Genomic DNA, 23,664 nt, shown 5'->3' on the forward strand with positions numbered 1-23,664 from the left:
TTGCGTAGGCCCGCCCGAGGGTGCGAAATTGTCAGGTGCCGCAGGGCGAAGGAACAGTCGCGTACCTGAATTTCACCGGAATTTTCGAAGTCGACCTGTCATTCTTCCTGCAGGTGGTCTCGCAGGGGGGACCAATCAGGGATGGAGCGTAAGGGCAGTTGGCTGACCCGAAACTGAAGGACAGCGCCGGCGGCGGCCACGGTAGCCGCCGGCGACTCGTGATTGTCGAGTCGCCTACCAAGGCGCGCAAACTGGCCGGCTACCTGGGCTCCAGCTACATCGTCGAGTCGTCGCGCGGCCATATCCGCGACCTGCCCCGGGCGGCGGCCGACGTGCCGGCGAAATTCAAGTCCGAGCCGTGGGCCCGGCTCGGTGTCAACGTCGACGCGGACTTCGAACCGCTCTACATCATCAGCCCGGAGAAGAAGAGCACCGTCAGCGAGCTCAAGGGCCTGCTCAAAGACGTCGACGAGCTCTATCTGGCCACGGATGGTGACCGCGAGGGTGAAGCCATCGCCTGGCACCTGCTGGAAACGCTCAAGCCCAACATTCCGGTCAAGCGGATGGTGTTCCACGAGATCACCGAGCCGGCGATCCTGGAGGCGGCCGAAAATCCGCGCGACCTCGACATCGATCTGGTCGACGCGCAGGAGACCCGCCGCATCCTGGACCGCCTGTACGGGTACGAGGTCAGCCCGGTGCTGTGGAAGAAGGTCGCGCCCAAGCTGTCGGCGGGCCGGGTCCAGTCGGTGGCCACCCGGATCATCGTGCAGCGCGAACGCGACCGTATGGCGTTCCGTAGCGCGTCCTACTGGGACATCGTGGCGCAGCTGGACGCCAGCGTGTCGGACCCGCAGGCGTCGCCGCCCACCTTCACCGCCCGCTTGACCAACGTCGACGGCCTGCGGGTGGCCGCGGGCCGCGATTTCGACTCGCTGGGGCAGCTGCGCAAGGCCGACGAGGTCACCATCCTCGACGAAGCAAGCGCGACGCAGTTGGCCGCCGGGCTGCGCGGCGCCCACCTGTCCGTCGCGTCGGTGGAGGAAAAGCCGTACACGCGGCGGCCGTACGCGCCGTTCATGACGTCGACGCTGCAGCAGGAAGCCGGCCGCAAGTTGCGGTTCTCGTCGGAGCGCACCATGAGCATCGCCCAGCGGCTCTACGAAAACGGCTACATCACCTATATGCGCACCGACTCGACCACGCTGTCGCAGTCGGCGATCAGCGCCGCGCGCACCCAGGCGCGTCAGCTCTACGGCGAGGAGTACGTCTCGCCGTCCCCGCGTCAGTACACCCGCAAGGTGAAGAACGCCCAGGAGGCGCACGAGGCGATCCGGCCCGCCGGCGAGACGTTCGCCACGCCGGACGCGGTGCGCCGCGAGCTCGACGGCGACGAATTCCGGCTCTATGAGCTGATCTGGCAGCGCACGGTGGCCTCGCAGATGGCCGACGCGCGCGGCACCACGCTGAGCCTGCGGATCGGCGGCACGGCCGGCGGGCCGGCCGGAGAACGGCAAGTGCTGTTCTCGGCCAGCGGCCGCACCATCACGTTCGCGGGCTTCCTGAAGGCCTACGTGGAGACGGTGGACGAGTTGGCCGGCGGCGAGGCCGACGACGCCGAGAGCCGGCTGCCGCAGCTGACCCAGGGCCAGCGGCTGGACGCCATCGAACTCAGGCCCGACGGCCACGCCACCAACCCGCCGGCGCGCTACACCGAGGCGTCGTTGGTCAAGGCGCTCGAGGAGCTGGGCATCGGCCGCCCGTCGACGTATTCGTCGATCATCAAGACCATCCAGGACCGTGGCTACGTGCACAAGAAGGGCAGCGCCCTGGTGCCCTCCTGGGTCGCGTTCGCCGTAACCGGTTTGCTGGAACAGCATTTCGGCCGGCTCGTCGACTACGACTTCACCGCCGCGATGGAAGACGAGCTCGATGCGATCGCCTCGGGTCAGGAGCGGCGCACCGACTGGCTCAACAACTTCTACTTCGGCGGCGAGCACGGGGTGGCCGACTCGGTGGCCCGCTCCGGTGGCCTGAAGAAGCTCGTCGGCGTCAACCTGGAAGGCATTGACGCTCGAGAAGTCAACTCCATCAGGCTCTTTGACGACGAGCAGGGGCGTCCCGTCTACGTCCGGGTGGGCAAGAACGGGCCGTACCTGGAGCGCATGGTGACCGGCGACGACGGCGAGCGCACGCCGCAACGGGCCAACCTCAACGACTCGCTGACCCCCGACGAGCTGACCCTGGAGCTGGCCGAGCAGCTGTTCGCTACGCCGCAAGAGGGACGCACGCTGGGGGTGGACCCGGCAACGGGCCACGAGATCGTCGCCAAGGACGGCCGGTACGGGCCATACGTTTCCGAGGTCCTGCCGGAGCCGCCGCCCGGGGACGACGGCGGCAGCGCCGCCCCGGCGAAGAAGGGCAAGAAGCCCACCGGTCCCAAGCCCCGCACCGGTTCGCTGTTGCGCACCATGGACTTGCAGACAGTCACACTCGAGGATGCGCTGCGGCTGCTCTCCCTGCCCCGGGTGGTCGGTGTCGACCCCGGCTCCGGCGAGGAGATCACCGCGCAGAACGGCCGCTACGGCCCATACCTGAAGCGCGGCACCGATTCTCGCTCGCTGGCGACCGAGGAGCAGATGTTCGACATCACCCTCGAGGAGGCGTTGAAGGTCTACGCCGAGCCCAAACGCCGCGGCCGTCAAGGCGCTGCCGCGCCGCCGCTGCGTGAGCTGGGCGCCGATCCGGCGACGGGCAAGCCGATGGTGATCAAGGACGGCCGCTTCGGTCCGTACGTCACCGACGGCGAGACGAACGCGAGCCTGCGCAAGGGCGACGACGTGCTATCGATCACCGACGAGCGTGCCGCCGAACTGCTGGCCGACCGCCGGGCTCGCGGTCCGGCGAAGCGTCCCGCCAAGAAGGCCGCCCGCAAGGCCCCGGCCAAGAAGTCGGCGGCAAAAAGGACCGCCAAACGCAGCTAGCTGCGTACCTCGCTGGAAACCTCTTGGGATTCAACGTCTTCCGGGGCGGCCAGCGTCACCGGCCGGGCCAGCTGGGTCGGCGCCCTGCGGCCGCGCAGCTCGACCACCTCGCCGACATCCCAGCACAGTGCTTCGGCGTCCAGCGCGCCGCTGACCGCGATCGCCGACGCGAGCACGTGGCCGGGCTCGAGTTTGGCCAGCTCGGTCAGCCGGGCGGCCTCGTTGACCGGGTCGCCGATCACCGTGTACTCGAAGCGGGCCTGCGCGCCGATGTGGCCCGCGATGGCCCGACCGGACGACACCCCGATGCCGAACTCCGCCGAACCGATCACCGGGAGCAACTCGTCGTGCAATTCCCGCGCGGCGGCCAGCGCACCGCCGGGTGAGTCGGGGTGTTCGATCGGCGCGCCGAAGATGGCCAGCGCGGCGTCACCCTGGAATTTGTTGACGAAACCACCATGGCGGCCAACGGTTTCCACCACCACCCGGAAGAACTCGTTGAGCAGGTGGACCACCTCGGCGGGCGGCCGGGTCGAGGCCAGCTGGGTGGAGCCGACCAGGTCCACGAACAGCACCGCGACGTCGCGCTCCTGGCCGCCCAGCTCGGTGCCGCGCTCCAACGCCCGGCGGGCCACGTCTTCCCCGACGTAGCGACCGAACAGGTCACGCAGCCGCTGCCGCTCGGACAGGTCACGCACCATGTCGTTGAACCCGGCCTGCAGCAGGCCCAGCTCGCTGGCGTCGTAGATCTGCATGTGCGCGTTGTAGTTTCCGCGCTGCACCTCAGAGAGCGCCCAGCGCAGCTGGCGCAGCGGGTCGGCGATCGACATCGCCACCAGCAGCGTGCTCACCAGGCCGATGCCCAGTGCCGCCACCGCCAGCAACAGGATCGGGGTGAACAGCTTCTCCGGCGTGGCGTGCAGCAGGGAGGTTTTGTCGGCCACCACCGCCAGCACGATCGCCAGCACCGGCACGGCGGTGGACAGCATCCAGGTCAGGATCTGCCGCAGGATGACGCCCGGCGCCTTGACGTTCTCGGGTACCCCGCTGCGCAGGGCGGCGACGGCCACCGGCCGCAGCACCCGCTCGGACTGCAGGTAGCCGATGATCGCGGTGGCCGCCGCGCCCAGGCCGGTGGCGACGGCCACCACGGGCGCGGCGAACCGGGCCACCGACCAGCTGGCGATGATGAACACCACGCCCCCGATGCACCAGATCACCATGCTGATCAGCGTGCGGTAGAACGGCATCCGCAGCGCGCGGCTGCGGGCCAGTTCGGTGGCGGCCGGGTCGGTCTCGGCCAGCAGATTGTCGCGGCGCTGCCACCGGAAGACCGGCACCAGCAGCTTCAGGCTCACCGCCGAGGCGGCCAGGAAGAGCACGACCAGGGCGCTGGCGAAAATCGCCAGGTTCAGCACCGGCAGGTCCTGTAGTTGGATGCGGTCCTCGGGCGGCAGGGCGTAACGCAGGAAGCCGAGCACGAACAGCGCGCCGATGATGTCGGCCTGCACCATGCTCAGCGTGAACAGCGGCCACGGCGTACGCACCACCCAGCGGACGAATGCGCTGATCCGCCCCGGTAGTGCCGTCGCCGTTGTCACCAACCCACCGTATCGGGCGGCGGTGACCTCCCGGAAACTTAATACCGATCTCGGGCGGCGCTGACGACCGCGAAGATCACGGAATGGTCCCGGTACGGTAGCCGATCGGTATCTGTCGGCCCCGCTGTCTACTGTTACCGATGATGTCCGGGGTGTTCGCGCGGCTGGTGGGCCAAGACACGGTGACGGCGGAGCTGCTTGCCGCCGCGATGGCCTCCCGTGGTGACCCAGCCCACAGCGATGCGGGCGCCGGGACTATGACACACGCCTGGCTGATCACCGGTCCGCCGGGTTCGGGGCGTTCGGTGGCGGCGCTGTGCTTCGCGGCCGCGCTGCAATGCACCTCTGCCGTTGACGGCGGGGGCCCGGGATGCGGGCGCTGCCACGCGTGCACGACGACCATGGCCGGCACCCACGCCGACGTGCGCCGGGTGATTCCGGAAGGCCTGTCCATCGGCGTGGACGAGATGCGCGCGATCGTGCAGATCGCATCGCGGCGCCCGGCCACCGGCCACCGGCAGATCGTGGTGATCGAAGACGCCGACCGGCTGACCGAAGGGGCCGCCAACGCGCTGCTGAAGGTCGTCGAGGAACCGCCGCCGTCGACGGTGTTCCTGCTGTGCGCGCCGTCGGTGGACCCCGAGGACATCGCCATCACGTTGCGGTCCCGGTGCCGGCACGTCGCGCTGGTGACCCCGCCGACCGAGGCGATCGCGCGCGTTCTGGTCGACAGCGACGGCTTGACTCCCGAAACCGCGGCCTGGGCGGCGTCGGTCAGCGGTGGCCACGTGGGCCGGGCGCGCCGGCTGGCCACCGACCCGGAGGCCCGGGCTCGCCGGGAGCGGTCGCTCACGCTGGTGCGCGACGCCGCGACCCCGGCGCGGGCCTACGCCGCCGCCGAAGAGTTGGTGGCCGCCGCCGAAGCCGAGGCCGTGGTGCTGACCGCGGACCGCGCCGTGGCCGAGACCGAGGAGCTGCGCACGGCCCTCGGCGCCGGCGGCACCGGCAAGGGCACCGCGGGAGCGATGCGCGGCGCGGCCGGGGCGATCAAAGACCTTGAGCGGCGGCAGAAGTCGCGTCAGACCCGGGCCTCGCGTGATGCGCTGGACCGGGCGCTGATCGACTTGGCGACCTATTTCCGGGATGCGCTCATGGCCTCCGCCTCGGGCGGGTCACCCGGGGCGGTGCGGGCCAACCATCCGGATATGGCCGACCGGGTCGCCGCGCTGGCCGCCCATGCGCCGCCCGATCGGCTGCTGCGCTGTATCGAGGCGGTCCTCGAGTGCCGAGAGGCGCTGGCGATCAACGTCAAGCCCAAGTTCGCCGTCGACGCCATGGTCGCCACGATCGGTCAGGAACTGCGCGTCCAGGAACCGCGCGACTGATTTCGTGGTGCCCGCCCGCCTGCCGTAGACTCGTGCCGCCCGGCGCGAGGGTATGCCGCCTTAGCTCAGTCGGTAGAGCGATTCACTCGTAATGAATAGGTCGGGGGTTCGATTCCCCCAGGCGGCTCCATATTTTTGGTCAGCACATCTTCCGGCTCAGGCCGGGGCCAGAAACCCCACCGGACCCGACGCGATGCACAACGCCAGCGCGGCGGTGTTGGCCCGCACGGTGATCGCGTCCCCGGCGCCGGGCAGGCGCGCGAACACCCGGTTGAGTCCCGGATGCACCGGCACTTTGACCTCGGGCCCCTGCGTCATCGACAACGTCATCGATCCGTCGCTGTTGGCCAGGTAGTTCAGTTCGACGGTCCAGTCGGCGGGCAGCAGGGGCCCGTCGAGGACCAGGCGCGCCGGTTTGTCCGGTTGCGCGAAATAGCCGCACCGCGGCGTCGGTCCCGGCGCGATGGTACGAACCCAGGTCACCCGCGCCTTGACTAACTGGCCGGAGCTGTCCAGCATGCGCAATTGCGTTGTCGCGGGCGCGAATTCGGGTCTATCCCGCAGCAGTGCGAACATGTGGCTGGCCAGGTTCTCCGGCGCGGCCACCCGTTGCAGCACCAGCGGATCGGCCTCCTGATCCAGCAGCGGTGCATCCGAGGCCGCATGGGCCGCGGCCAGAGAGGCCCGGGCGTTTCGCAGATAGGGCTGGGCCGGGTTGTCGCGCCAGCTGGTCAAAAACGTCGCCGTCGAGTACAGGCTGCTGGCGACGAACAACACCGCCAAACCGACGGTCGCCGCGGTGCGTTTCGGCGAAGGGCCGAGCCAGCGCGGCGCGGTTTGCCGGTTCGGGGCGCTCAGCGCCACCGCGGCCAGCAGCGTCAGCACGACGACGAGATCCGGGAAATAGCGCAGCGTCTGCGCGAGTTCCAGCGCGGTCTGCTTCGACGAGCGCATCAGATAGATCGGCACCTGGCAGGCCACGGCGTAGCCGGCGGCGGTCAGCCAGATCGGCCCGATGCGTTCCTTGCGAACCAGCGACACCGCCAGCGCGCCGGCCAGCGCCAGAGCGCCCAGCGCCAGCACCGACGGCGGGGGTATCGCCCACGGTGAGGCCGGCGCCCAGCGGTCCCAGTGCCACGGCCCGCCGGCCAGCCCCGGCACGATGCCGTGCGTGATCGATCGCACCAGCAGACGCCCCGTCATCGACAGGTCGGAACTCCACCGCTGCTGATTGACCACGGCCAGATAGAGCGCCACCCAGGCGGCGGTGAGCGCCAGCGCCGCGATCCACAACCGCGCCCCGGCCCGCCACACCGTCGCCAGCGCCGACCGCAGGCTCCCGTCACCGCGCGCGTGGCACAGCAGCGCTGCCACCGCGAACGCGACGAACGGGATCACCGCGGCCTTCTCGAAGAACAGCAGCCCACCGAAGTAGACCAGCACCCCGGTCACCGCGTAGCGCCGATTGCCCGTGCGCACCAGCAGAATGGCGTCGGCGCACACCCACGCCAGCGCCGCCAGCATCGGCAGCGAGTTGAGCGCCGCCGCCCACCAGGCGAATCCGGGCACGGCCAGCGGGGTGAACAACGCGAACGTGAGCGGGATCAGCAGCACCGGTCGCCAGCCGAGGATGACGTACAGCGCGCGCAACAACGCCAACGACGCCAGCAGTTGCAGCACTACCAGGCTGATCGCCGGCCAGGTCCAATCCAGCGGCGCCAGCCGGATGATGGTGCCCGCCAGCAGGAATGCCCCCGGCATGACGTGCCCGTCGTGATCGTGGAACAGATACGACGGCGCCAGCAGATTGTGCGTGCCGGCCTTGCCGATCAGAATCAGGTCGTCCCAATAGAAGTAGCCACCGAACGCCAGCGCCGCGCGCACCGCCAGCTGTACCGCGATGAGCGCGGCGGCCACGGACGCTATGTATGGTGGGCCGGTGCGTGCACTGGTTACCGGGGCGGCCGGATTCATCGGCTCGACGCTAGTCGACCGTCTGTTGGCCGACGGCCATGCGGTGGTGGGGCTGGACAACTTCGCGTCCGGCCGCGCGAGCAACCTCGAGCACCTGGCGGGTAACCCGGCGCATGTCTTCGTCGAGGCCGACATCGTGACCGCCGATCTGGAGGCCATCCTCGACGAGCATCGTCCGGAGGTGGTGTTTCACCTCGCCGCCCAGATCGACGTGCGGCATTCGGTGGCCGACCCGCAGTTCGACGCCTCGGTCAACGTCATCGGCACGGTGCGCCTGGCGGAAGCCTCGCGCAGGGCGGGGGTGCGCAAGGTCGTGCACACCTCCTCGGGCGGATCCATTTACGGCATCCCGCCGCGGTACCCGACCAGTGAGGACGCCCCCACCGATCCTGCTTCGCCCTATGCCGCCGGGAAGGTGGCCGGCGAGATCTACCTGAACACCTTCCGCCACCTGTACGGCCTGGACTGCTCGCACATTGCGCCGGCCAACGTCTACGGGCCCCGTCAGGATCCGCACGGTGAAGCCGGTGTGGTGGCGATCTTCGCCCAGGCGCTGCTATCGGGTAAGCCCACCAAGGTTTTCGGCGACGGCAGCAACACCCGCGACTACGTTTTCGTCGACGACGTGGTGGACGCGTTCGTCAAGGCGTCCGGGGATGCCGGCGGCGGGCAGCGCTTCAACATCGGCACCGGGGTCGAAACCTCGGACCGGCAACTGCATTCGGCGGTGGCGGCCGCCGTCGGGGGGCCCGACGACCCGGAGTTTGCGCCACCGCGTCTCGGTGACCTCAAGCGGTCCTGCCTCGACATCGGTTCAGCCGCAAAGGTTTTGGGCTGGCGCCCGAAGGTCGAGCTGGTCGATGGTGTGCGCCGCACGGTGGACTACTTCCGGCATCTGAGCTGATGCCGTTCGGCGCGTGAGCGGACGCTACTCGGGCGCCTGCGCGGAATCCATCGCGACCGCCCGTGCCAGGCGCGCGTAGCGCAGCTCTAAGTCCTTGAACCGCATGTACGTACTGAGCGTGGTGAAACAGAACGCCATGACCAGTGCGTAGAGCATCAGGTCGGTGCCGCGGCGTACCCCGAACCACTGCGCCACGACGGTGGTGTCGTCGGGGCGCAGTACGGCGTAGACGCCGGCCAGCACGAACACCACATAGCCGACCTTGACCCAGGCCCGCGACCGCGCGTTGCGGCGCGACCGCAGCAGATAGACCAGCAACGCGATGATCGATCCGATCAGCAGCACCTGGATCCAGTTCATCGTCCGGCCCTTTCATCTCGGCTCATTTTGGAACCCGACCGCGCAGGAACCCGTCGAAAATGATGTTGACGCCGTTGAGCAAGGGCTGCCCCTTCGATCTCGAGTATTCGGTGTAGAGCACCTCGACCGGTTCCTCGGCGACGCGCCAATGGTTTTCGTCGATCAACATGACGAACTCGTTGGCGTGGCTCATGCCGCTCATCGTGATGTCCAGCCCGTCGGCGACCTTCTTGTTGAACACCCGCAGCCCATTGTTGGTGTCGGTCAGGCCGAGCCGGCGACCGCGCCGGCTCAACCGCGCGGCGGTCTGCAGCACGATCCGTTTCACCAGCGGAGGCCGGGCGACCCGCTGGGCGCCGAACCGGGTCCCGATGACCACGTCGACGTCCCCGGCGAGCAGCCTGTCGACCATCGCGGCCAGGTCTTTGACACGATGCTGGCCGTCGGCGTCGAACGTGGCGAAGATTTCGGCCCCGGGCTGCTTGCGGGCGTACTCGACGCCGGTCTGGATGGCCGCGCCCTGCCCGAGGTTGATGGGATGCCGAACCAGGTGGGCTCCAGCCCGCCGGGCGATCTCACCGGTGCCGTCGGCGCTGCCGTCGTCCACGCAGACGACGTGGTCGAATACCGAGCGCACATCGGCTATCACCTCGGCGATGACAGCTGCTTCGTTGAAGGCGGGAATGACGACCCAGACGCCCGAATATTGCGTTTCCGTACCCATCTAAGCCCACAAGGTACACGCTGGTGCAGGCCAGATCAGCGCGTTGCGCGTCCGGCACGCGACAGCGCCACCAGATGGACACCGATTCCCACCAGCGGTCCGCACAACAAGCCGACCACGGTTCGGGTCTGCAGGGACAGCGGCAGCAACAGCAGCAAACCCGACGCGACCGTGGCGCCCACCCAACCCAGCGAGTAGGCACGGTGCAGCGCGGCGGCCACCGTGGCGGCGCCGGTCAGCGTCAGCATGGCGATCGCGATCGCGGCCCCGGTCAGCCACGCCAGCAGGGCGCTGCTGGCGTGGTACTGCGGCCCGAAGGCGACCCGCAACAGCCAGGGGCCCACCGCGCCCGCGGCCAGCACCCCGACCGCACCGATCGCCGCGACGATCCCGGCCGGGGCGATCAGCGCACGAACCCGGTCGCTACGTTCGTCGACGAAATGCGCGATCAGGTTGCCCTGCATGGCCGTCAGCGGCACCAGCAGTGGCGCACGGGTCAACGTGACGGCCAGGATGATCACCCCGCCCTCGGCGCCGAGCTCGGCGCTGGTCAGCTTCAGCAGCACCGGAAAACCCATCACCAGGATGGCGCTGGCGCCGGCCGCGGTGATCGAATGCGCGGCGCCCCGCAGGAAGGTCGCGGTGCCGCCCGGGGTGAGCAGGCGGGCGGCGGCCCGGGTGGCGGGCGAGGCGAACAGCAAGATCAGCCAGGCGACCGCGCCCCCGACCGTCGCCCATAGGAAGCCGGTCAGATGCCAGCCGAGCACCACGGTGGCCGCGGCGATCGTGACCCGGATGACCGCGTCGGTCACCATCAGCGCCCCGTATTGAGTCCACTGGTTGATGCCGGCGAGCATGCCCAGCAGGGTGGTGTGCACACAGAAGCCGGCCAGCCCCACGCTGAGCAGTGCCACCGACAGCCAGCGCGCCTCGACGAATACCCGTGCGCTCCACAACGGTGCGGTCGCGGCGATCACGACGGCCGCGGTCACGCCGATCAGAATGGCGACCCGCAGCGGGTGGGTGCGCTTGGCCGGGGCGACGTCGAGGTAGGGCCCCCCAACGGAGCAAGCGCGGACCTCGCGGGTGGTTTCTTGGAGCAGGCCGAATGCGGCCCCGCTGACCAGTCCGAAGGCGCCCCAGAACACCCCGAACACCGAGAAGCCACTCGGCGCCAGGTCGCGGGCCGCCAGATAGATCACCCCGTAGCCACACACTGCGGTGACGGCGGTGGCGGTGCCGACCCGGGCCATGCTGCCGCGCGCCACCGGCCCCTGTGAGGCACTGATTTCGGTCATCGGGGCAGCGCTTTCAGCGGACCGCGCCGATGTATCGCCACAACTTGAAAATAGTAAGTGTCCGTACCGCTCGCCCGGCGTCGCGATCAGGTTCGCTAATGTGAGCGGCTGTCGGAAAGGACCCATGGCCGCCTACCGCGTCTTCGGCATCTCCCTGTTGCTCTCGGTGGCGGCCCTTGCGCTGGGGTATGCGCACGGCGGGCTCGAGGGCCTTTTTCTGCTGCTGGTGTTGGCCGTCCTCGAGGTGTCGCTGTCGTTCGACAACGCCATCATCAACGCCACGATCCTGAAGCGGATGAGCCCCTTTTGGCGGCAGATGTTTTTGACCGTCGGGATCGTCATCGCGGTGTTCGGGATGCGCCTGTTGTTCCCGTTGCTCATCGTGTGGGTGACCGCGGGGATAGGGCCCGTTCACGCGATGGAACTGGCGCTGCATCCGCCGCCGCACGGCGCGCTGGAGTTTCCGGACGGCTCGCCGAGTTACGAGAAAATGATCGCCTCCGCCCATCCGCAGATTGCGGCGTTCGGCGGGATGTTTCTGCTGATGCTGTTCCTGGATTTCATCTTCCACGACCGAGATATCAAGTGGCTCGAGTGGATTGAGGTCCCCTTCGCCCGCATCGGGCGGCTTGGTCAGGTGCCGGTGGTGGTGGCCGGCGGCGCGCTGGTGCTGGTCGGCTCGCGCTTGACGCATTCGGTCGACGAGCGCGCCACCGTGCTGACCGCCGGAATGCTGGGCATGGTGACGTACCTGGTGGTCAACGGTTTGAGCCGCGCGTTTCGGCCGGCCGGCGTCGAGGACATGACGGCCGGTGAGGCGGTCGGCAGGGCCGGTTTCACCCTGTTCCTTTATCTCGAGGTTCTCGATGCCGCGTTCTCGTTCGACGGGGTCACCGGGGCCTTCGCGATCACGTCGGACCCGATCATCATCGCGCTGGGGCTGGGCCTGGTGGGCTCGATGTTCGTCCGGTCGATCACCATCTATCTGGTCGAGCAGGAAACCCTGGACCGGTACGTGTACCTGGAGCACGGCGCGCACTGGGCGATCGGTGCGCTGGCCGTGATCATGCTGGGATCCATCGACCCGCGGTTGCAGGTCCCCGAGGCGCTCACCGCCTCGGTGGGGATGATCTTCATCGGGGCGGCGCTGGGCTGGAGCCTGCTGCGCAACCGGCGCAACACCCGCTCGGGCTAGTGGTGATCGCAAGGGCGGCGTAGCCGGGCGCAGCGGGTCGCCACCATCGGGCTAGTGCCCCTCGGCCTTGAACCGCTCCACCGAGCGCTGAATCTCGGCCTCGGCTTCCGCGCGGCCCACCCAGTCCGCCGCCTTGACGAATTTGCCCGGCTCCAGGTCCTTGTAGTGGACGAAGAAGTGCTTGATCACGTCCAGCTCGAATTCCTGCACGTCGCCGATGTCCTGGATGTGATCCCAGCGGTGGTCGCCGGCCGGCACGCACAAAACCTTGTCGTCGCCGCCTTTTTCGTCGGTCATCCGGAACATGCCCACCGGACGGGCCTCGACGATCACCCCGGGAAACACCGATTGCGGCAACAGCACCATCGCGTCCAGCGGGTCGCCGTCCTCGCCGAGGGTGTCCTCGATGAAGCCGTAGTCGGTCGGGTAGCCCATCGCGGTGTACAGGTAGCGGTCCAGACGTAAGCGTCCGGTCTCGTGATCGACCTCGTATTTGTTCCGCTGGCCCTTCAGGATCTCGATGGTTACGTCGAATTCCACCGCGTCGGCTCCTTGTCTGTTTGGGAAGGCGTCTGTTCAGGAAGGCATCTGTTGGGGACGGTGTCTGCTTGGGGAAGGTGTCTGCTTTGGGCAGGCCAATTTTGCTCTGCTACACCCTAGTCGAGTCCGTCGCCGCCGATTCGGCAGAATGGTTGGAGACAGTCAGGAGAGTGATGGCCCGTACTCGCTGGCAAAAATCCATCCCAGTGTTCATCGGGTTGGGCGTGCTGGCGTTCGTCGCTGCCGTGGTGGTGGCGGCAACGTTTTTCACCACGACCGGGCACGGCGCGGGTAGTGCGCGCGCCCCGATCCCGCCTCCGCACGCGCCCACGGTCAAGCCCGGCATGGTCCCGGTGAGCGACACCGCCGAGTTACCCAGCGGACCCGGCGTGAGCGCCGCGCTGGCGCCGGTGGTAGGTGACCCCAACCTGGGCCGGTTGGGTGGCCGGATCACCGATGCCATCACCGGAAAAGAGCTGTGGCAGGTGGCGGACGCCATGCCGTTGGTGCCGGCGTCGACCAACAAGGTGTTGACCGCGGCCGCCGCCCTGCTGACGTTGGACCGGCAGGCCCGGATCAGCACACGGGTGGTGGCCGGCAGCCAGAACGCCCAGGGTCCCGTCGTGCTGGTGGGCGCCGGCGATCCGGTGCTGTCCGCGGTGCCGCCCGGGCAGGACACCTGGTACCGGGGCGCGGCCCGCATCAGCGACCTCGTCGAACAGATCCGGCGCAGCGGGGTGACCCCGACCGCGGTGCAGGTGGACACCTCGGCGTTCAGCGGGCCGACGATGGCGCAGGGCTGGGATCCCGCCGACGTCGACAATGGCGACATCGCGCCGATCGAGTCGGTGATGATCGACGCCGGACGCATCCAGCCCACCACGGTCAACTCCAGACGGTCCCGGACGCCGGCGCTGGATGCCGGCCGCGAACTGGCCAAGGCGCTGGGCCTGGATCCCGCCGCCGTGACGATCACGGCGGCGCCGTCCGGAGCGCGCCAGCTGGCCGTCGTGCAGTCAGCGCCGTTGGTCCAGCGCCTGTCCGAGATGATGGACCACTCCGACAACGTGCTGGCCGAATGCATCGCCCGCGAGGTGGCGGCCGCGATCAACCGGCCGCGCAGCTTCGCCGGCGCGGCCGACGCGGTGACCAACCGGTTGAGCACCGCACACGTCGACACCGCGGGCGCAGCGCTGCTGGATTCCAGTGGGCTTTCGATCGACGACCGGCTGACGGCCAAGACGCTCGACGGGGTGCTGCAGGCCGCCGCCGGGCCGGACCAGCCCTCGCTGCGGGCGCTGCTGGATCTGCTTCCGATCGCCGCCGGTAGCGGGACGCTGGGCGACCGGTTCATCGACGCCTCGACCAGCCAGGGCCCCGCCGGCTGGTTGCGGGCCAAGACCGGCTCACTGACCAACATCAACGCACTGGCCGGGGTGCTCACCGACCGCAGCGGCCGGGTGCTCACCTTCGCGTTCGTCTCCAACGACGCGGGCCCGAACGGCCGCAACGCGATGGACGCGCTGGCGACCCGGCTCTGGTTCTGCGGGTGCTCATGACGCCGGCGCCGGAGCTGACTCTGGGCACCGCGGTCGACTGGCAATTCGCGGCCACGGTCGGCCGGCGGCTTGCCCGGCCGGGCCCGCCGTCCAGCGACTACACCCGGCGCCAGGTGATCGACGAACTCGTGGGCGCGGCAGCCAAGGCCGAACCCCTGGTCCGTGACGTCACCGGCCTGGTCACCAATGGCGCCGTGCCCGCCGCCCGCATCGTCGACCGCCCGGAGTGGATCGCCGCCGCGACCGAGTCGATGCGGGTGATGATGAACGGCGCCGAGAAGCCGCGCGGATTTGTCACGGGCCGGGTCACCGGCGCGCAGACCGGCGCCGTGCTGGCGTATGTCTCCTCGGGGATTCTCGGCCAATACGACCCGTTCGCCACCGACCAGGGGGCCCGGACCGGCTGCCTGCTGCTGGTGTATCCGAACGTCATCGCCGTCGAGCGGCAGCTTCGGATCGAGCCGTCCGATTTCCGGCTGTGGGTCTGCGTGCACGAGGTCACCCACCGGGTTCAGTTCACCGCCAACCCGTGGCTGCCCGATTACATGTCGCAGGCGCTGGGCCTGCTCACCCGCGATACCGGCGACGACCTGGGGGAGATGGTGGGCCGGCTCGCCGACTACGCGCGCAATCGCGGCAATCCGGCGTCGGAAGCCGACGCCAACTCGGCGGGGATTCTCGGTCTGGTGCGTGCGGTGCAGTCCGAGCCCCAGCGGCGGGCCCTGGATCAGTTGCTCGTGCTGGGCACGCTGCTGGAGGGCCACGCCGACCACGTCATGGATGCCGTCGGCCCGATGGTGGTGCCGTCGGTGGCCACCATCCGCCGCCGCTTCGACGAGCGCCGCCACCGCAAGCAACCGCCCCTGCAGCGCTTGCTGCGCGCACTGCTGGGACTCGACGCCAAGCTCAGCCAGTACACCCGCGGCAAGGCGTTCGTCGACCACGTGGTGGGCCAGGTGGGAATGGCGCGATTCAACACCATCTGGGCGGGCCCCGAAACCCTTCCGCTACCCATCGAAATCGAAGAACCCCAGCGATGGATCGACAGGGTGCTGTAGGCCGGCTGCGCGCGGCGGTCGAGGCGTTCATCAAGGCGCATCTGACCGCCGTCGACCAATGGTGCGTGGCGCTCTCCGGTGGCCCGGATTCGTTGGCGCTCACGGCGGTGGCGGCCCAGCTGCGGCCGACGACGGCGGTGGTGGTGGACCACGGCCTGCAACCCGACTCGGCCGACGTCGCCGAAACCGCCCGGGCGCGCGCCGTCGCGCTGGGATGTGTAGGGGCGCAAGTGGTTCGGGTGCAGGTGGGCACGGAAGGCGGTCCCGAAGCGGCGGCGCGCACTGCCCGCTACGCCGCGCTGGCCGCCTACCACGACGGCCCGGTGCTGTTGGGCCACACGCTCGACGACCAGGCAGAGACGGTGCTGTTGGGGCTGGGCCGGGGTTCCGGCGTGCGCTCGATTGCCGGGATGCGGCCCTACGATCCGCCCTGGTGCCGGCCGTTGTTGCAGGTGAGGCGCGCCGTGACGCACGACGCATGCCGGGAGCTGGGACTGACGGCGTGGCAGGATCCGCACAACAGCGACCGCCGCTTCACCCGGACCCGGCTGCGTACCGAGGTGTTGCCGTTGCTGGAGGACGTGCTCGGCGGGGGCGTCGCCGAGGCGCTGGCCCGCACCGCGACCGCGTTACGGGAGGACTCCGAGTTGATCGACACGCTGGCCGCACGGGCGTTGCCCGAGGCCAAGGCGGGGTCGGGGCTGCGGGCCCCGGCGCTGGCGACGCTGGACGCCCCCGTTCGGCGCCGCGTGATCCGGGCCTGGCTGCTGGCGGGCGGCGCAACGGGGCTGACCGACAAGCAGATTCGGGGCGTGGACACCCTTGTCACCGCCTGGCGTGGCCAGGGCGGGGTGGCGGTGGGCTCGGCCCAGCCTGATGAGCGGTTATTCGCGGGTCGTCGCGACGGCGTTTTGACGCTGTGGCGCGAACCGGTCGGAAAGCCGGTCCTTTAGACGCAATACCCGGGCCGCCGTTGGTTATTCGCCCGCCGGCGTGGCACTCTGTGGTCGTGGCCCAGATCTCCTCGGCGATCACCCCCGCTCAGCCCGCGGAGCTCTACCCCGGGGATATCAAGTCTGTCCTGCTGACGGCGGAGCAAATTCAGGCGCGAATCGCCGAACTCGGCCGGGAAGTCGGGGAGAGCTACCGCGCCGCCGCCGCCGAGACCGGCCAGGACCTGCTGCTGATCACCGTGCTGAAGGGCGCTGTGATCTTTGTCACCGACCTGGCCCGTGCGATCCCGGTGCCAACCCAATTCGAATTCATGGCCGTCAGCTCGTACGGGTCGTCGACGTCCTCGTCAGGTGTGGTGCGGATCCTCAAGGACCTGGACCGCGATATCCAGGGCCGCGATGTGCTGATCGTCGAGGACGTCGTCGACTCGGGTCTGACGCTGTCCTGGCTGCTGCGCAACCTCACCACGCGGCATCCGCGGTCGCTGCGGGTGTGCACGCTGTTGCGCAAGCCCGACGCGAAGGGTGCCCACGTCGACATCGCCTACGTGGGCTTCGACATTCCCAATGACTTCGTCGTGGGTTACGGCCTCGATTACGACGAGCGCTACCGCGACCTGTCCTACATCGGCACCCTGGACCCCCGGGTCTACCAGCAATAGTTCGGGCCCCGATTCGTCGGGCTCAGTCCAGCTCCCACACCGCGGTGACCGAGAAGTTCACGGTCTGCTGGCCGGGTTCCAGCGGGACCATGGAAGGCATGGCCCGCGGCGCCCCGACCGGTGGCGCGTTGCCGGTGGCCTCCGAGATGGACAACACCCTGCCCAGCCGGAGCCCGGACAACTGGGCGTACTGCTCGGCGCGGCTCTTGGCGTCGTTGAACGCCCGCGACCGGGCATCCTTGACCAGCTGCGAATCGTCGGCGATGGAATAGCGGACCGACTTGATCCGGGTGGCGTCTCCGCCCGTGCCGACGATGAGGGCCAGCAGCCGCGACGCGGCATCGGGCGGGTGGATCTTGACGGCGACGGCGTTGGTGGCGCGGTACCCGGTGATGGCGGCCGTGCCGTTGGGCTCGGGGTTGTTGTATTGCGGCGCCACGGTGACCTCGGTGGTGCTGATGTCCTTGTGGTCGATGCCGGCGCCCACCAGCGCATTGATGACCGCCTGTTGACGGTCGTTGGTCTGGTTCATCGCGGCGGTGACGTCGGGTGCCGTGAATTCGATACCGACGTCGGCGGTCAGGGTGTCCGGGACGCCCTGAACCTGACCGGTACCCAAAACCGTTACCTGCCGGGGGTTTGCCCCGGGCTGCGACGGACTGTGCTCGTCGCACGCCGACGCCGTGGCGATGGTGAGGCCCGCCGCGGCCACCGCAGTAGATCGGCGGACAAAGCTTGAGGCGTTCGTTGCGACCGGCATGGGTGGCACCCTAACCGCTGAGACACCGTCTGTGTTGTGGATTTCTGTGCCGGTGCGCCGCGGCGGGATCGACGCTGTGGGGCGGTGACGCCGGCGTTGGCCCTGTTGGCAATGCGAATGCTGCTGTGTAACAGACTGTTTGACACCAGGCACCATGATGACGAGCACGGTGGTCATCAACCCCCGGCGGGAGGGTGATGCGAAGATCGAGCCGGCTCGGGGGCGCGTCAAAAGGGTGGATCGTCGGGCAAGGGCTGCAGGGCCGGTACGTCGGGCACCCAATCCGGCGGCAATTCCTCCGGTTCCCGGGGATCGTTCACCCAGGTGCAGTACGGGCTGGTGCTCGGTGTTCCCTTGAACAGGAAAAGCATGTCGCGCGTGTGGTTTCGGAATTTGCGTGCCGCAATCTCGTCTTTGCGGTCCTGTTCCAGCTGGCGCCGGGCTTCGTTGATCGGCCGTAGCTCGCGATTGTGTTTGCGCGCCTGTGTGATTCGTGCGCTACGTTGTTGCGATCGGCTTCGTCGTTTGGGCACCGGCGCCTCGCACGCCGGACCGCACGGCTGGGGAAACAGATCGGCGCCCGCGGGGGAGGTTCGATACGTCCTGCCGGTCGGCGAAGTCCAGATCACGGTGCCGTCAGCCAATTGTTCATCGTGCCATCCGCCGAATGTCTTCAGCCGATGATGTTGGCGGCACAGGTATTTGAGATTCTCCGCTATGGTCCGTCCACCGGCCGCCGGATCCTGGTGGTTGAACGGAACGGTGTGGTCGAGATCGCAGACCACCGCCGGCCGGCTGCACCCGGGGAAGCGGCAGGTGAGATCGCGGCACCGGACGGCCCGCTCCAGCGCCGCCGACGGTTGGTAGCGCAGCGCCTCGACCGGACTCGTCACCGGATTGGCGACGAGTAACGATGCGGCGGCGGCCAATTGGCGCACCTGTTCGGCGTCGATGACGCCGTAGCCCTCCAGATAGCCCGGTCCAGCGCCATCGGCATAGACGCTTTGCTCGCCGGCCACCACGTTGATGATCACCTGCGCCCCGGCTCGATCACGATCGGGGTTGTGGTCGCCCGTTCGGGCGGGGCATTCGGGTTGCCCACAGGCGCACGCCAAACCGCGGTTCTCCGCCAGCGCGGCCAACGCGTCGGCGCGGCGCTGGTCCATCGTCCGCGGGTCGGCGGGGCACACCTGCTTGGCGAGCTGGGAGAGTCGGCGGTCGAAGGCGGTCGCGGCCGTCGCGGCGACCGAGCCATTGATCTCGGCCATCCCGTTGTCTGAGGCGGTGATCGCGATGTGGCGTTCGTTTTCGGCCTCAAGCCGGCGTTCGCGGGCGGCGTCGGGGTCGCTGGCCCGTACGGAGGCATCGACCGCATTGACGATCCGCTGCCTCGACCAGCCGTGCCAGTTACCGATGCGCGCGGCGAGCGACTGGTCGATCTTGGCGATCAGCTCCGCATTGGTGACCGGGTCGGTGCGGGTGATGATCAGGCGCACGGTGCGCCAGTCCGTTCTCCCCTCGGCCAGCAGGGCCGCAATCCTGGGCAGCCGGGTATCGAGCGCTTCCGCATGCGACACCAAAAGCTCGCGCCCATCGGGGACAGATTCATCGCGGCGGCGACCTCGGCGGCGGTCTGCTCGAAGCCGTCGATCGCCGCGTACTCCTGGTCGCGCCGCTGCGCGGTGGCCACACGATGCCGGAGCAAGGCCGCTACCGCCGCCAGGCGGCGAGCCACCAGCACCGATTCCTCCCGATGCGTGGACTCGATCACCCCCACCAGGGCGGTGGGATCCGACAGCGTCTCGAACATATGTTCGATCATAGCTGAGCCCTACGACACGACAACTTTTTCAGGGCGTGACGAGAACCTTGCAGTGCCGCTCCGGGTCGGCGAGGTCGTCGAACGCCGCGCCGACGGCATCCAGGCCCACCTCGCCGGTGATCAGCGGGCTGACGCCGATGTCGCCCTCCGCCAGCGCGCGCAACGAGTCGCCGAACTCCTCGGGGGTGTAGGCGAGCACGAATTGCACGTTGATCTCTTTGGCGATCGCGAAAAAGGGGTGCACGGTGTCGGGTTGCATGCACACCCCCGCGACCACCAGGCGGGTGCCGGGGCGCGCCCGAAGCAGCACGTCGTCGATGATGCCGGGCACGCCGACGGCCTCGAACACCACGGCGGGCTTGACGCTGTCGAAGGGCGACCCTTGCGCCGGATCCAACGTCTGGTGGGCTCCCATCGCGGTGGCCAGCTCGCGCCGCTTGGGTGAAAAGTCCGATGCCACAATGGTTTCGACCCCCTTCGACCGAAGGGCGGCGATGATGGCGATCCCGATCGGGCCACAGCCCAGCACCAGGGCCGTCTCGCCGGGGAAGATGTTGGACTTGTTGACGGCGTGCAATCCCACCGCCATGGGTTCGGTCAGGGCGGCGTGTTTGAAGTCCAGGCCGTTGGGGATGGGCAGCAACAGCGCCGCCGACAGCAGCATCCGTTCGGAGTAGCCGCCAATTGTGCTGTTGCTGTATACGATCGGCTCGACGCCCTTGGTGGACAGCAGCACCGGCAGCGAGGTGACCAGGGTGCCCGGTGGATGGGTCTCGGTGTCGGGACCGGCTTCGAGTACCTCGGCGCTGAATTCGTGACCCATGAAGACGTCGTGGTTCAGGTCGATGTGCATGCCCCCCGTGCCACCCGCCGCCCGATCGCTCATCTCGAGCACCTGGGCGCCGTGGGCGGCGAAATGCAAATCGGAGCCGCAAATCCCGCACGCCCGCACGCCGACAAGCACCTGGCCGGCTTCGGGTATCGGGTCGGGCACGTCGTCTCGGTAGACCATGCGACCGTCTCGCAACACCGAGGCGCGCATCAGTGCACCGCATCTTTCTGTTCATCCACGTGCTCGGTGATGGCTTTGACCACGGCCTCGCCCGCCCGGCCGATCAATTGGTCACGCTTGCCTCTGGCCCAGTCGTGGGATGCGCGAGACGCTTCGAGTTGCCGCTTGAAGTGCGGAATCACCTTGCGCGCCATCAGGTCATAGCAGTGATACGTCGCCTCCGGGGAGGCCCAGTCATGGCCGAGCATCAGCAGGGTTCCGAAGCCACCGGAGCGGTCGAGCAAGTCTTCGATATGGGCGATGGCGTCCTCGGGCGTGCCGATGCAGCAATTCCCCTTGGCCGCATAGTCCGCGACGAACTCGTGCGGCGTCTGGGTGCCTTCAACGGTGTTGGCCAGCGGGACGAACCCGGCGGCGCCGAAGTAATTCGCGAAATCCTGTAGCCCGTAGGTGCAATCGTCGATGGCCTGCTCACGGCTGTCGGCGATGTGCATGATGCTCAGGACGCGCCAGTCGCCGCGGTCCGGCTCGTCGCGGCCGGCTTTGGCGGCCTGTTCGCGGACCACGTCCCAGGTGGTCTCCAGCGCCGCGTAGCCGCCGGGCACCGACATCGACAGCGATAGCAGTGAGGTGCCAAGCGCACCGGCCAACCGCGGACCCGACGGTGAAATCATTGCCGCGGTGGAGATTTCGGGGTAAGGCCAAGTGTAGGGCCGGATATGCAATTGCGCGTCGCGCAGCGTGAACCAATCGGAGTGACGGTCGATTCGTTCGGTGGGTGCGGCGCGGAACAGCGCCAGGATGGCATCGAGGGATTCCTGCATCATCCGTCGCTGCTCGACGGGGTCGATGCCCATCATGTAGGCATCAGAGGGCAGTGCGCCGGGCCCGGCGCCGAACATGACCCGGCCGCGGGTCAGGTGATCCAGCAGTACCCATCGATCGGCCACCATCAGCGGATGGTGATAGGGCAGTGACACCACTCCCGTGCCCAGCCGGATGTGTTTGGTCCGCTCGGCCGCCGCGGCGATGAAAACCTCCGGGCAGGCGATCAGCTCGTAGCCGCCGGAGTGGTGCTCGCCGAACCACGCTTCGTCGAACCCGAGCCGATCCAGTGCCACGACGCGTTCCATGTCGTATTCCAGTGCCACCGTCGGTGATTGACCGACAGGGTGAAACGGTGTGATAAAGACACCGAAACGCAGGGGCACGCTCATCGAAGCTCCAATCCGTTGACGAATTCCAGTAGGGCCGCATTCACCTCGCCGGGGCGCTCCTGCTGCAGCCAATGCCCGGCGCCGTCGATCATCACCTGCCGGTACGGTCCGGAGATCGCCTCTGAAGCGCGGTCGGCGCGGGTGAAAGACAGGACGGGATCGGCCGTCCCGCCGATGAACAGACACGGCACCGGGATCTTGGCGCCGTCGAGTTCGGGGGTGGTCTCCCAGTTGCGGTCGAAGTTGCGATACCAGTTCAGGCCGCCGGTGAAGCCGGTCCGCGAGAACTCGGCGATGTAGTGGTCGAGCTCGTCCTGGCTTATCCACTCCGGCAGCCCGTCGGGTTCGGGAAGGCGTTCGAGGAAACCCTCCGGTCCCGGGGCCACCATCCGCAGGTCCGCGGTCTTGTCGCCGGATGTCCGTAAACCGCCCATCATGCGTCGCATCACCTGTGCGGGATCGGCATTCAATTCGGCGTCGGCGACGCCGGGCTCCTGGAAGTACAGGATGTAGAAAAAATTCTCGCCGAACATCTTGCGCCACGCCTGGGTGGGTGCCAGGTGTGGGCGGGGCGTCACCGGCACGCTGAGCGCGGCGACGGCCGCGACCCGGTCCGGGTGCAGCAGCGGAGCATTCCACACCACGGCGGCGCCCCAGTCGTGCCCGATCCACACGGCCCGCTCGGCACCGACGTCGTCGAGCAGACCGACCAGGTCGGCCGTCAACTGGTGAATGTCGTACGCCTCGACGGCATCCGGACGATCCGAACCGCCGTAGCCGCGCTGATCGGGCGCCAGCACGTGATAGCCGGCTTCGGCGAGGACGTCTATCTGGTGGCGCCAGGAGTAGGCCAGTTCGGGAAAGCCGTGGGCCAAGATCACGACGGGTGCGCCGCGATCGCCCGCTTCGCTAACCCGTAGCCGCACACCGTTGGTATCTACTAACCGTTGGGTTGGGGGCACCGTCTCACCAAAGCACAACGGTTGCGGACTGAGAAGGGCCTGGGCCCGACGGCTTGTACGAATAGCATCCGCTTGGGCACCAAAAGGCCCGAACCCCGGAATACTCGAGTTCATGCGGTTGGACCATGTCGTGCTCTGGACGAACAATTCGCGGCTCTCGATGGATTTCTACACGCGCGTGGTCGGGCTGGAGCCGGTCCGGTTTGCCGAATTCGAGGCCGGCGACGCGCCTTTCCCGAGCGTGCGGATCTGTGCGGACTCGATCATCGATTTGGTGCCATCGGAAAACGTTTCGGGTACCGAAACCTTGACCCGGGTCGAAGGCAGCGCCGGCCACCGGGTCAACCATGTCTGCCTCGCACTGTCCAAGGCCGAGTACGACGCGCTGGACCGGCGCCTGCAAGCCGAAGGCGTGGATACCAGCGCGCGATTGAACCGGAGCTTCGGCGCGCGGGGTTGGGCGCCGCAGGGATTCTATTTCGCCGATCCCGACGGCAACGTGGTCGAGGCGCGCTACTACGACTAGGCCGCAGGGTGCCGAGTCGGGAACCGCCGGTCGTTAACTGGGCAGGACGTGGTGACCCGCTGCGCCCCGGCTCTGCCGGAGCTGGCGATCACCACAGGGCTCGATGGTGGTGACCCGCTGCGCCCCGGCTCTGCCGGAGCTGGCGATCACCACAGGGCTCGATGGTGG

Annotated in this window: 19 protein-coding genes, 1 tRNA gene and 1 pseudogene; 10 read left to right on the forward strand and 11 right to left on the reverse strand. The window is 68.4% G+C overall.

The genetic code is table 11. From position 1 onward, the window contains the following. The first annotated feature begins 158 nt into the window (after positions 1-158). Positions 159-2,984: a type I DNA topoisomerase gene (gene topA / locus EPN51_RS09450; protein WP_293041008.1), complete on the forward strand. Its 2,826-nt coding sequence runs from the start codon at positions 159-161 to the stop codon at positions 2,982-2,984. On the opposite strand, the gene EPN51_RS09455 is transcribed toward topA, so the two are convergent. Further along, a complete protein-coding gene (locus tag EPN51_RS09455) occupies positions 2,981-4,585 on the reverse strand; it encodes an adenylate/guanylate cyclase domain-containing protein (protein WP_293041011.1) in 1,605 nt (534 codons plus the stop codon). The two genes, topA and EPN51_RS09455, sit on opposite strands and share 4 nt — an antisense overlap. A gap of 143 nt (positions 4,586-4,728) precedes the next feature. Between EPN51_RS09455 and EPN51_RS09460 the strand changes: the two genes are divergently transcribed. Then, on the forward strand, positions 4,729-5,970 hold the full coding sequence (locus tag EPN51_RS09460; protein ID WP_293041014.1) for a DNA polymerase III subunit delta': 1,242 nt from the start codon (positions 4,729-4,731) through the stop codon (positions 5,968-5,970). A gap of 54 nt (positions 5,971-6,024) precedes the next feature. After that, a tRNA-Thr gene (locus EPN51_RS09465) sits at positions 6,025-6,100 on the forward strand. Between the two features lie 26 nt (positions 6,101-6,126). On the opposite strand, the gene EPN51_RS09470 is transcribed toward EPN51_RS09465, so the two are convergent. Continuing rightward, a complete protein-coding gene (locus tag EPN51_RS09470; protein WP_293041016.1) occupies positions 6,127-7,944 on the reverse strand; it encodes a hypothetical protein in 1,818 nt (605 codons plus the stop codon). Here EPN51_RS09470 and EPN51_RS09475 point away from each other — a divergent pair. Then, the gene (locus EPN51_RS09475; RefSeq protein WP_293041019.1) at positions 7,910-8,848 is read left to right on the forward strand and encodes an NAD-dependent epimerase/dehydratase family protein; all 939 of its coding nucleotides are present in this window, start codon (positions 7,910-7,912) and stop codon (positions 8,846-8,848) included. The genes EPN51_RS09470 and EPN51_RS09475 overlap by 35 nt on opposite strands. Positions 8,849-8,872: 24 nt before the next feature. Here EPN51_RS09475 and EPN51_RS09480 read toward each other — a convergent pair whose 3' ends face one another. Genes EPN51_RS09480 through EPN51_RS09490 form a run of 3 tightly spaced genes read right to left on the reverse strand, consistent with a single transcriptional unit; the run spans position 8,873 to position 11,230 of the window. Then, positions 8,873-9,208, reverse strand: a complete 336-nt coding sequence (locus EPN51_RS09480) for a DUF2304 domain-containing protein (RefSeq protein ID WP_293041022.1) — start codon at positions 9,206-9,208, stop codon at positions 8,873-8,875. Positions 9,209-9,230: 22 nt separating this feature from the next. Then, complete coding sequence (locus EPN51_RS09485; RefSeq protein ID WP_293041025.1) at positions 9,231-9,932, reverse strand: glycosyltransferase family 2 protein; 702 nt, start codon at positions 9,930-9,932, stop codon at positions 9,231-9,233. Between the two features lie 35 nt (positions 9,933-9,967). Continuing rightward, positions 9,968-11,230, reverse strand: a complete 1,263-nt coding sequence (locus tag EPN51_RS09490; protein ID WP_293041028.1) for a hypothetical protein — start codon at positions 11,228-11,230, stop codon at positions 9,968-9,970. 124 nt (positions 11,231-11,354) lie between these two features. On the opposite strand from EPN51_RS09490, the gene EPN51_RS09495 reads away from it, so the two are divergent. After that, positions 11,355-12,425 (forward strand): DUF475 domain-containing protein, encoded by a 1,071-nt coding sequence (locus EPN51_RS09495; RefSeq protein ID WP_293041031.1) that lies wholly within the window; start codon positions 11,355-11,357, stop codon positions 12,423-12,425. A gap of 51 nt (positions 12,426-12,476) precedes the next feature. Here the strand turns inward: EPN51_RS09495 and EPN51_RS09500 are convergent, their stop codons facing one another. Continuing rightward, positions 12,477-12,965, reverse strand: a complete 489-nt coding sequence (locus EPN51_RS09500) for an inorganic diphosphatase (protein ID WP_293041034.1) — start codon at positions 12,963-12,965, stop codon at positions 12,477-12,479. 173 nt (positions 12,966-13,138) lie between these two features. Here EPN51_RS09500 and dacB point away from each other — a divergent pair, with 173 nt between their 5' ends. The 4 genes from dacB to hpt are packed head-to-tail and all read left to right on the forward strand — an operon-like array spanning position 13,139 to position 17,197. Next, positions 13,139-14,524: a D-alanyl-D-alanine carboxypeptidase/D-alanyl-D-alanine-endopeptidase gene (gene dacB / locus EPN51_RS09505; RefSeq protein ID WP_293041037.1), complete on the forward strand. Its 1,386-nt coding sequence runs from the start codon at positions 13,139-13,141 to the stop codon at positions 14,522-14,524. Continuing rightward, complete coding sequence (locus tag EPN51_RS09510; protein ID WP_293041040.1) at positions 14,521-15,582, forward strand: zinc-dependent metalloprotease; 1,062 nt, start codon at positions 14,521-14,523, stop codon at positions 15,580-15,582. The genes dacB and EPN51_RS09510 overlap by 4 nt, the downstream gene beginning before the upstream one ends. Continuing rightward, positions 15,561-16,535 (forward strand): tRNA lysidine(34) synthetase TilS, encoded by a 975-nt coding sequence (tilS, locus tag EPN51_RS09515; RefSeq protein ID WP_293041043.1) that lies wholly within the window; start codon positions 15,561-15,563, stop codon positions 16,533-16,535. Before EPN51_RS09510 ends, tilS begins: the two co-directional genes overlap by 22 nt. Before the next feature lie 50 nt (positions 16,536-16,585). Next, the gene (gene hpt, locus EPN51_RS09520; RefSeq protein WP_293041046.1) at positions 16,586-17,197 is read left to right on the forward strand and encodes a hypoxanthine phosphoribosyltransferase; all 612 of its coding nucleotides are present in this window, start codon (positions 16,586-16,588) and stop codon (positions 17,195-17,197) included. Between the two features lie 22 nt (positions 17,198-17,219). Here the strand turns inward: hpt and EPN51_RS09525 are convergent, their stop codons facing one another. The 5 genes and pseudogenes from EPN51_RS09525 to EPN51_RS09545 all read right to left on the reverse strand — a co-directional run bounded on the left by EPN51_RS09525 (position 17,220) and on the right by EPN51_RS09545 (position 22,970). Further along, a complete protein-coding gene (locus tag EPN51_RS09525; RefSeq protein WP_293041049.1) occupies positions 17,220-17,957 on the reverse strand; it encodes an SIMPL domain-containing protein in 738 nt (245 codons plus the stop codon). Between the two features lie 227 nt (positions 17,958-18,184). Next, positions 18,185-19,767, reverse strand: a pseudogene (locus EPN51_RS09530) (DUF222 domain-containing protein). Between the two features lie 40 nt (positions 19,768-19,807). After that, entirely contained in the window at positions 19,808-20,821 is a 1,014-nt protein-coding gene (locus EPN51_RS09535) for a zinc-binding dehydrogenase (RefSeq protein ID WP_293041052.1), read from the reverse strand. Beyond that, positions 20,821-22,008, reverse strand: coding sequence for an LLM class flavin-dependent oxidoreductase (locus EPN51_RS09540; RefSeq protein WP_293041055.1), 1,188 nt, complete (start codon positions 22,006-22,008; stop codon positions 20,821-20,823). Before EPN51_RS09540 ends, EPN51_RS09535 begins: the two co-directional genes overlap by 1 nt. Next, complete coding sequence (locus EPN51_RS09545) at positions 22,005-22,970, reverse strand: alpha/beta hydrolase (RefSeq protein WP_293041058.1); 966 nt, start codon at positions 22,968-22,970, stop codon at positions 22,005-22,007. The genes EPN51_RS09540 and EPN51_RS09545 overlap by 4 nt, the downstream gene beginning before the upstream one ends. A 112-nt stretch (positions 22,971-23,082) precedes the next feature. Here EPN51_RS09545 and EPN51_RS09550 point away from each other — a divergent pair, with 112 nt between their 5' ends. After that, entirely contained in the window at positions 23,083-23,496 is a 414-nt protein-coding gene (locus tag EPN51_RS09550) for a VOC family protein (protein ID WP_293041061.1), read from the forward strand. Positions 23,497-23,664: the final 168 nt, after the last annotated feature.

Origin of the sequence: Mycobacterium sp., assembly GCF_004298145.1 — a bacterium.
In the GTDB taxonomy this organism is placed as follows: Bacteria; Actinomycetota; Actinomycetes; order Mycobacteriales; family Mycobacteriaceae; genus Mycobacterium.

Coding starts and splice junctions, on each gene's coding strand:
- EPN51_RS09540 (WP_293041055.1), bottom strand. CDS start 22,008: ATGAGCGTGCCCCTGCGTTTCGGTGTCTTTATCACACCGTTTCACCCT.
- EPN51_RS09485 (WP_293041025.1), bottom strand. CDS start 9,932: ATGGGTACGGAAACGCAATATTCGGGCGTCTGGGTCGTCATTCCCGCC.
- EPN51_RS09535 (WP_293041052.1), bottom strand. CDS start 20,821: ATGCGCGCCTCGGTGTTGCGAGACGGTCGCATGGTCTACCGAGACGAC.
- EPN51_RS09510 (WP_293041040.1), top strand. CDS start 14,521: ATGACGCCGGCGCCGGAGCTGACTCTGGGCACCGCGGTCGACTGGCAA.
- EPN51_RS09460 (WP_293041014.1), top strand. CDS start 4,729: ATGTCCGGGGTGTTCGCGCGGCTGGTGGGCCAAGACACGGTGACGGCG.
- EPN51_RS09490 (WP_293041028.1), bottom strand. CDS start 11,230: ATGACCGAAATCAGTGCCTCACAGGGGCCGGTGGCGCGCGGCAGCATG.
- tilS (WP_293041043.1), top strand. CDS start 15,561: ATGGATCGACAGGGTGCTGTAGGCCGGCTGCGCGCGGCGGTCGAGGCG.
- EPN51_RS09480 (WP_293041022.1), bottom strand. CDS start 9,208: ATGAACTGGATCCAGGTGCTGCTGATCGGATCGATCATCGCGTTGCTG.
- dacB (WP_293041037.1), top strand. CDS start 13,139: ATGGCCCGTACTCGCTGGCAAAAATCCATCCCAGTGTTCATCGGGTTG.
- EPN51_RS09470 (WP_293041016.1), bottom strand. CDS start 7,944: ATGAATCCGGCCGCCCCGGTAACCAGTGCACGCACCGGCCCACCATAC.
- EPN51_RS09495 (WP_293041031.1), top strand. CDS start 11,355: ATGGCCGCCTACCGCGTCTTCGGCATCTCCCTGTTGCTCTCGGTGGCG.
- EPN51_RS09550 (WP_293041061.1), top strand. CDS start 23,083: ATGCGGTTGGACCATGTCGTGCTCTGGACGAACAATTCGCGGCTCTCG.
- EPN51_RS09525 (WP_293041049.1), bottom strand. CDS start 17,957: ATGCCGGTCGCAACGAACGCCTCAAGCTTTGTCCGCCGATCTACTGCG.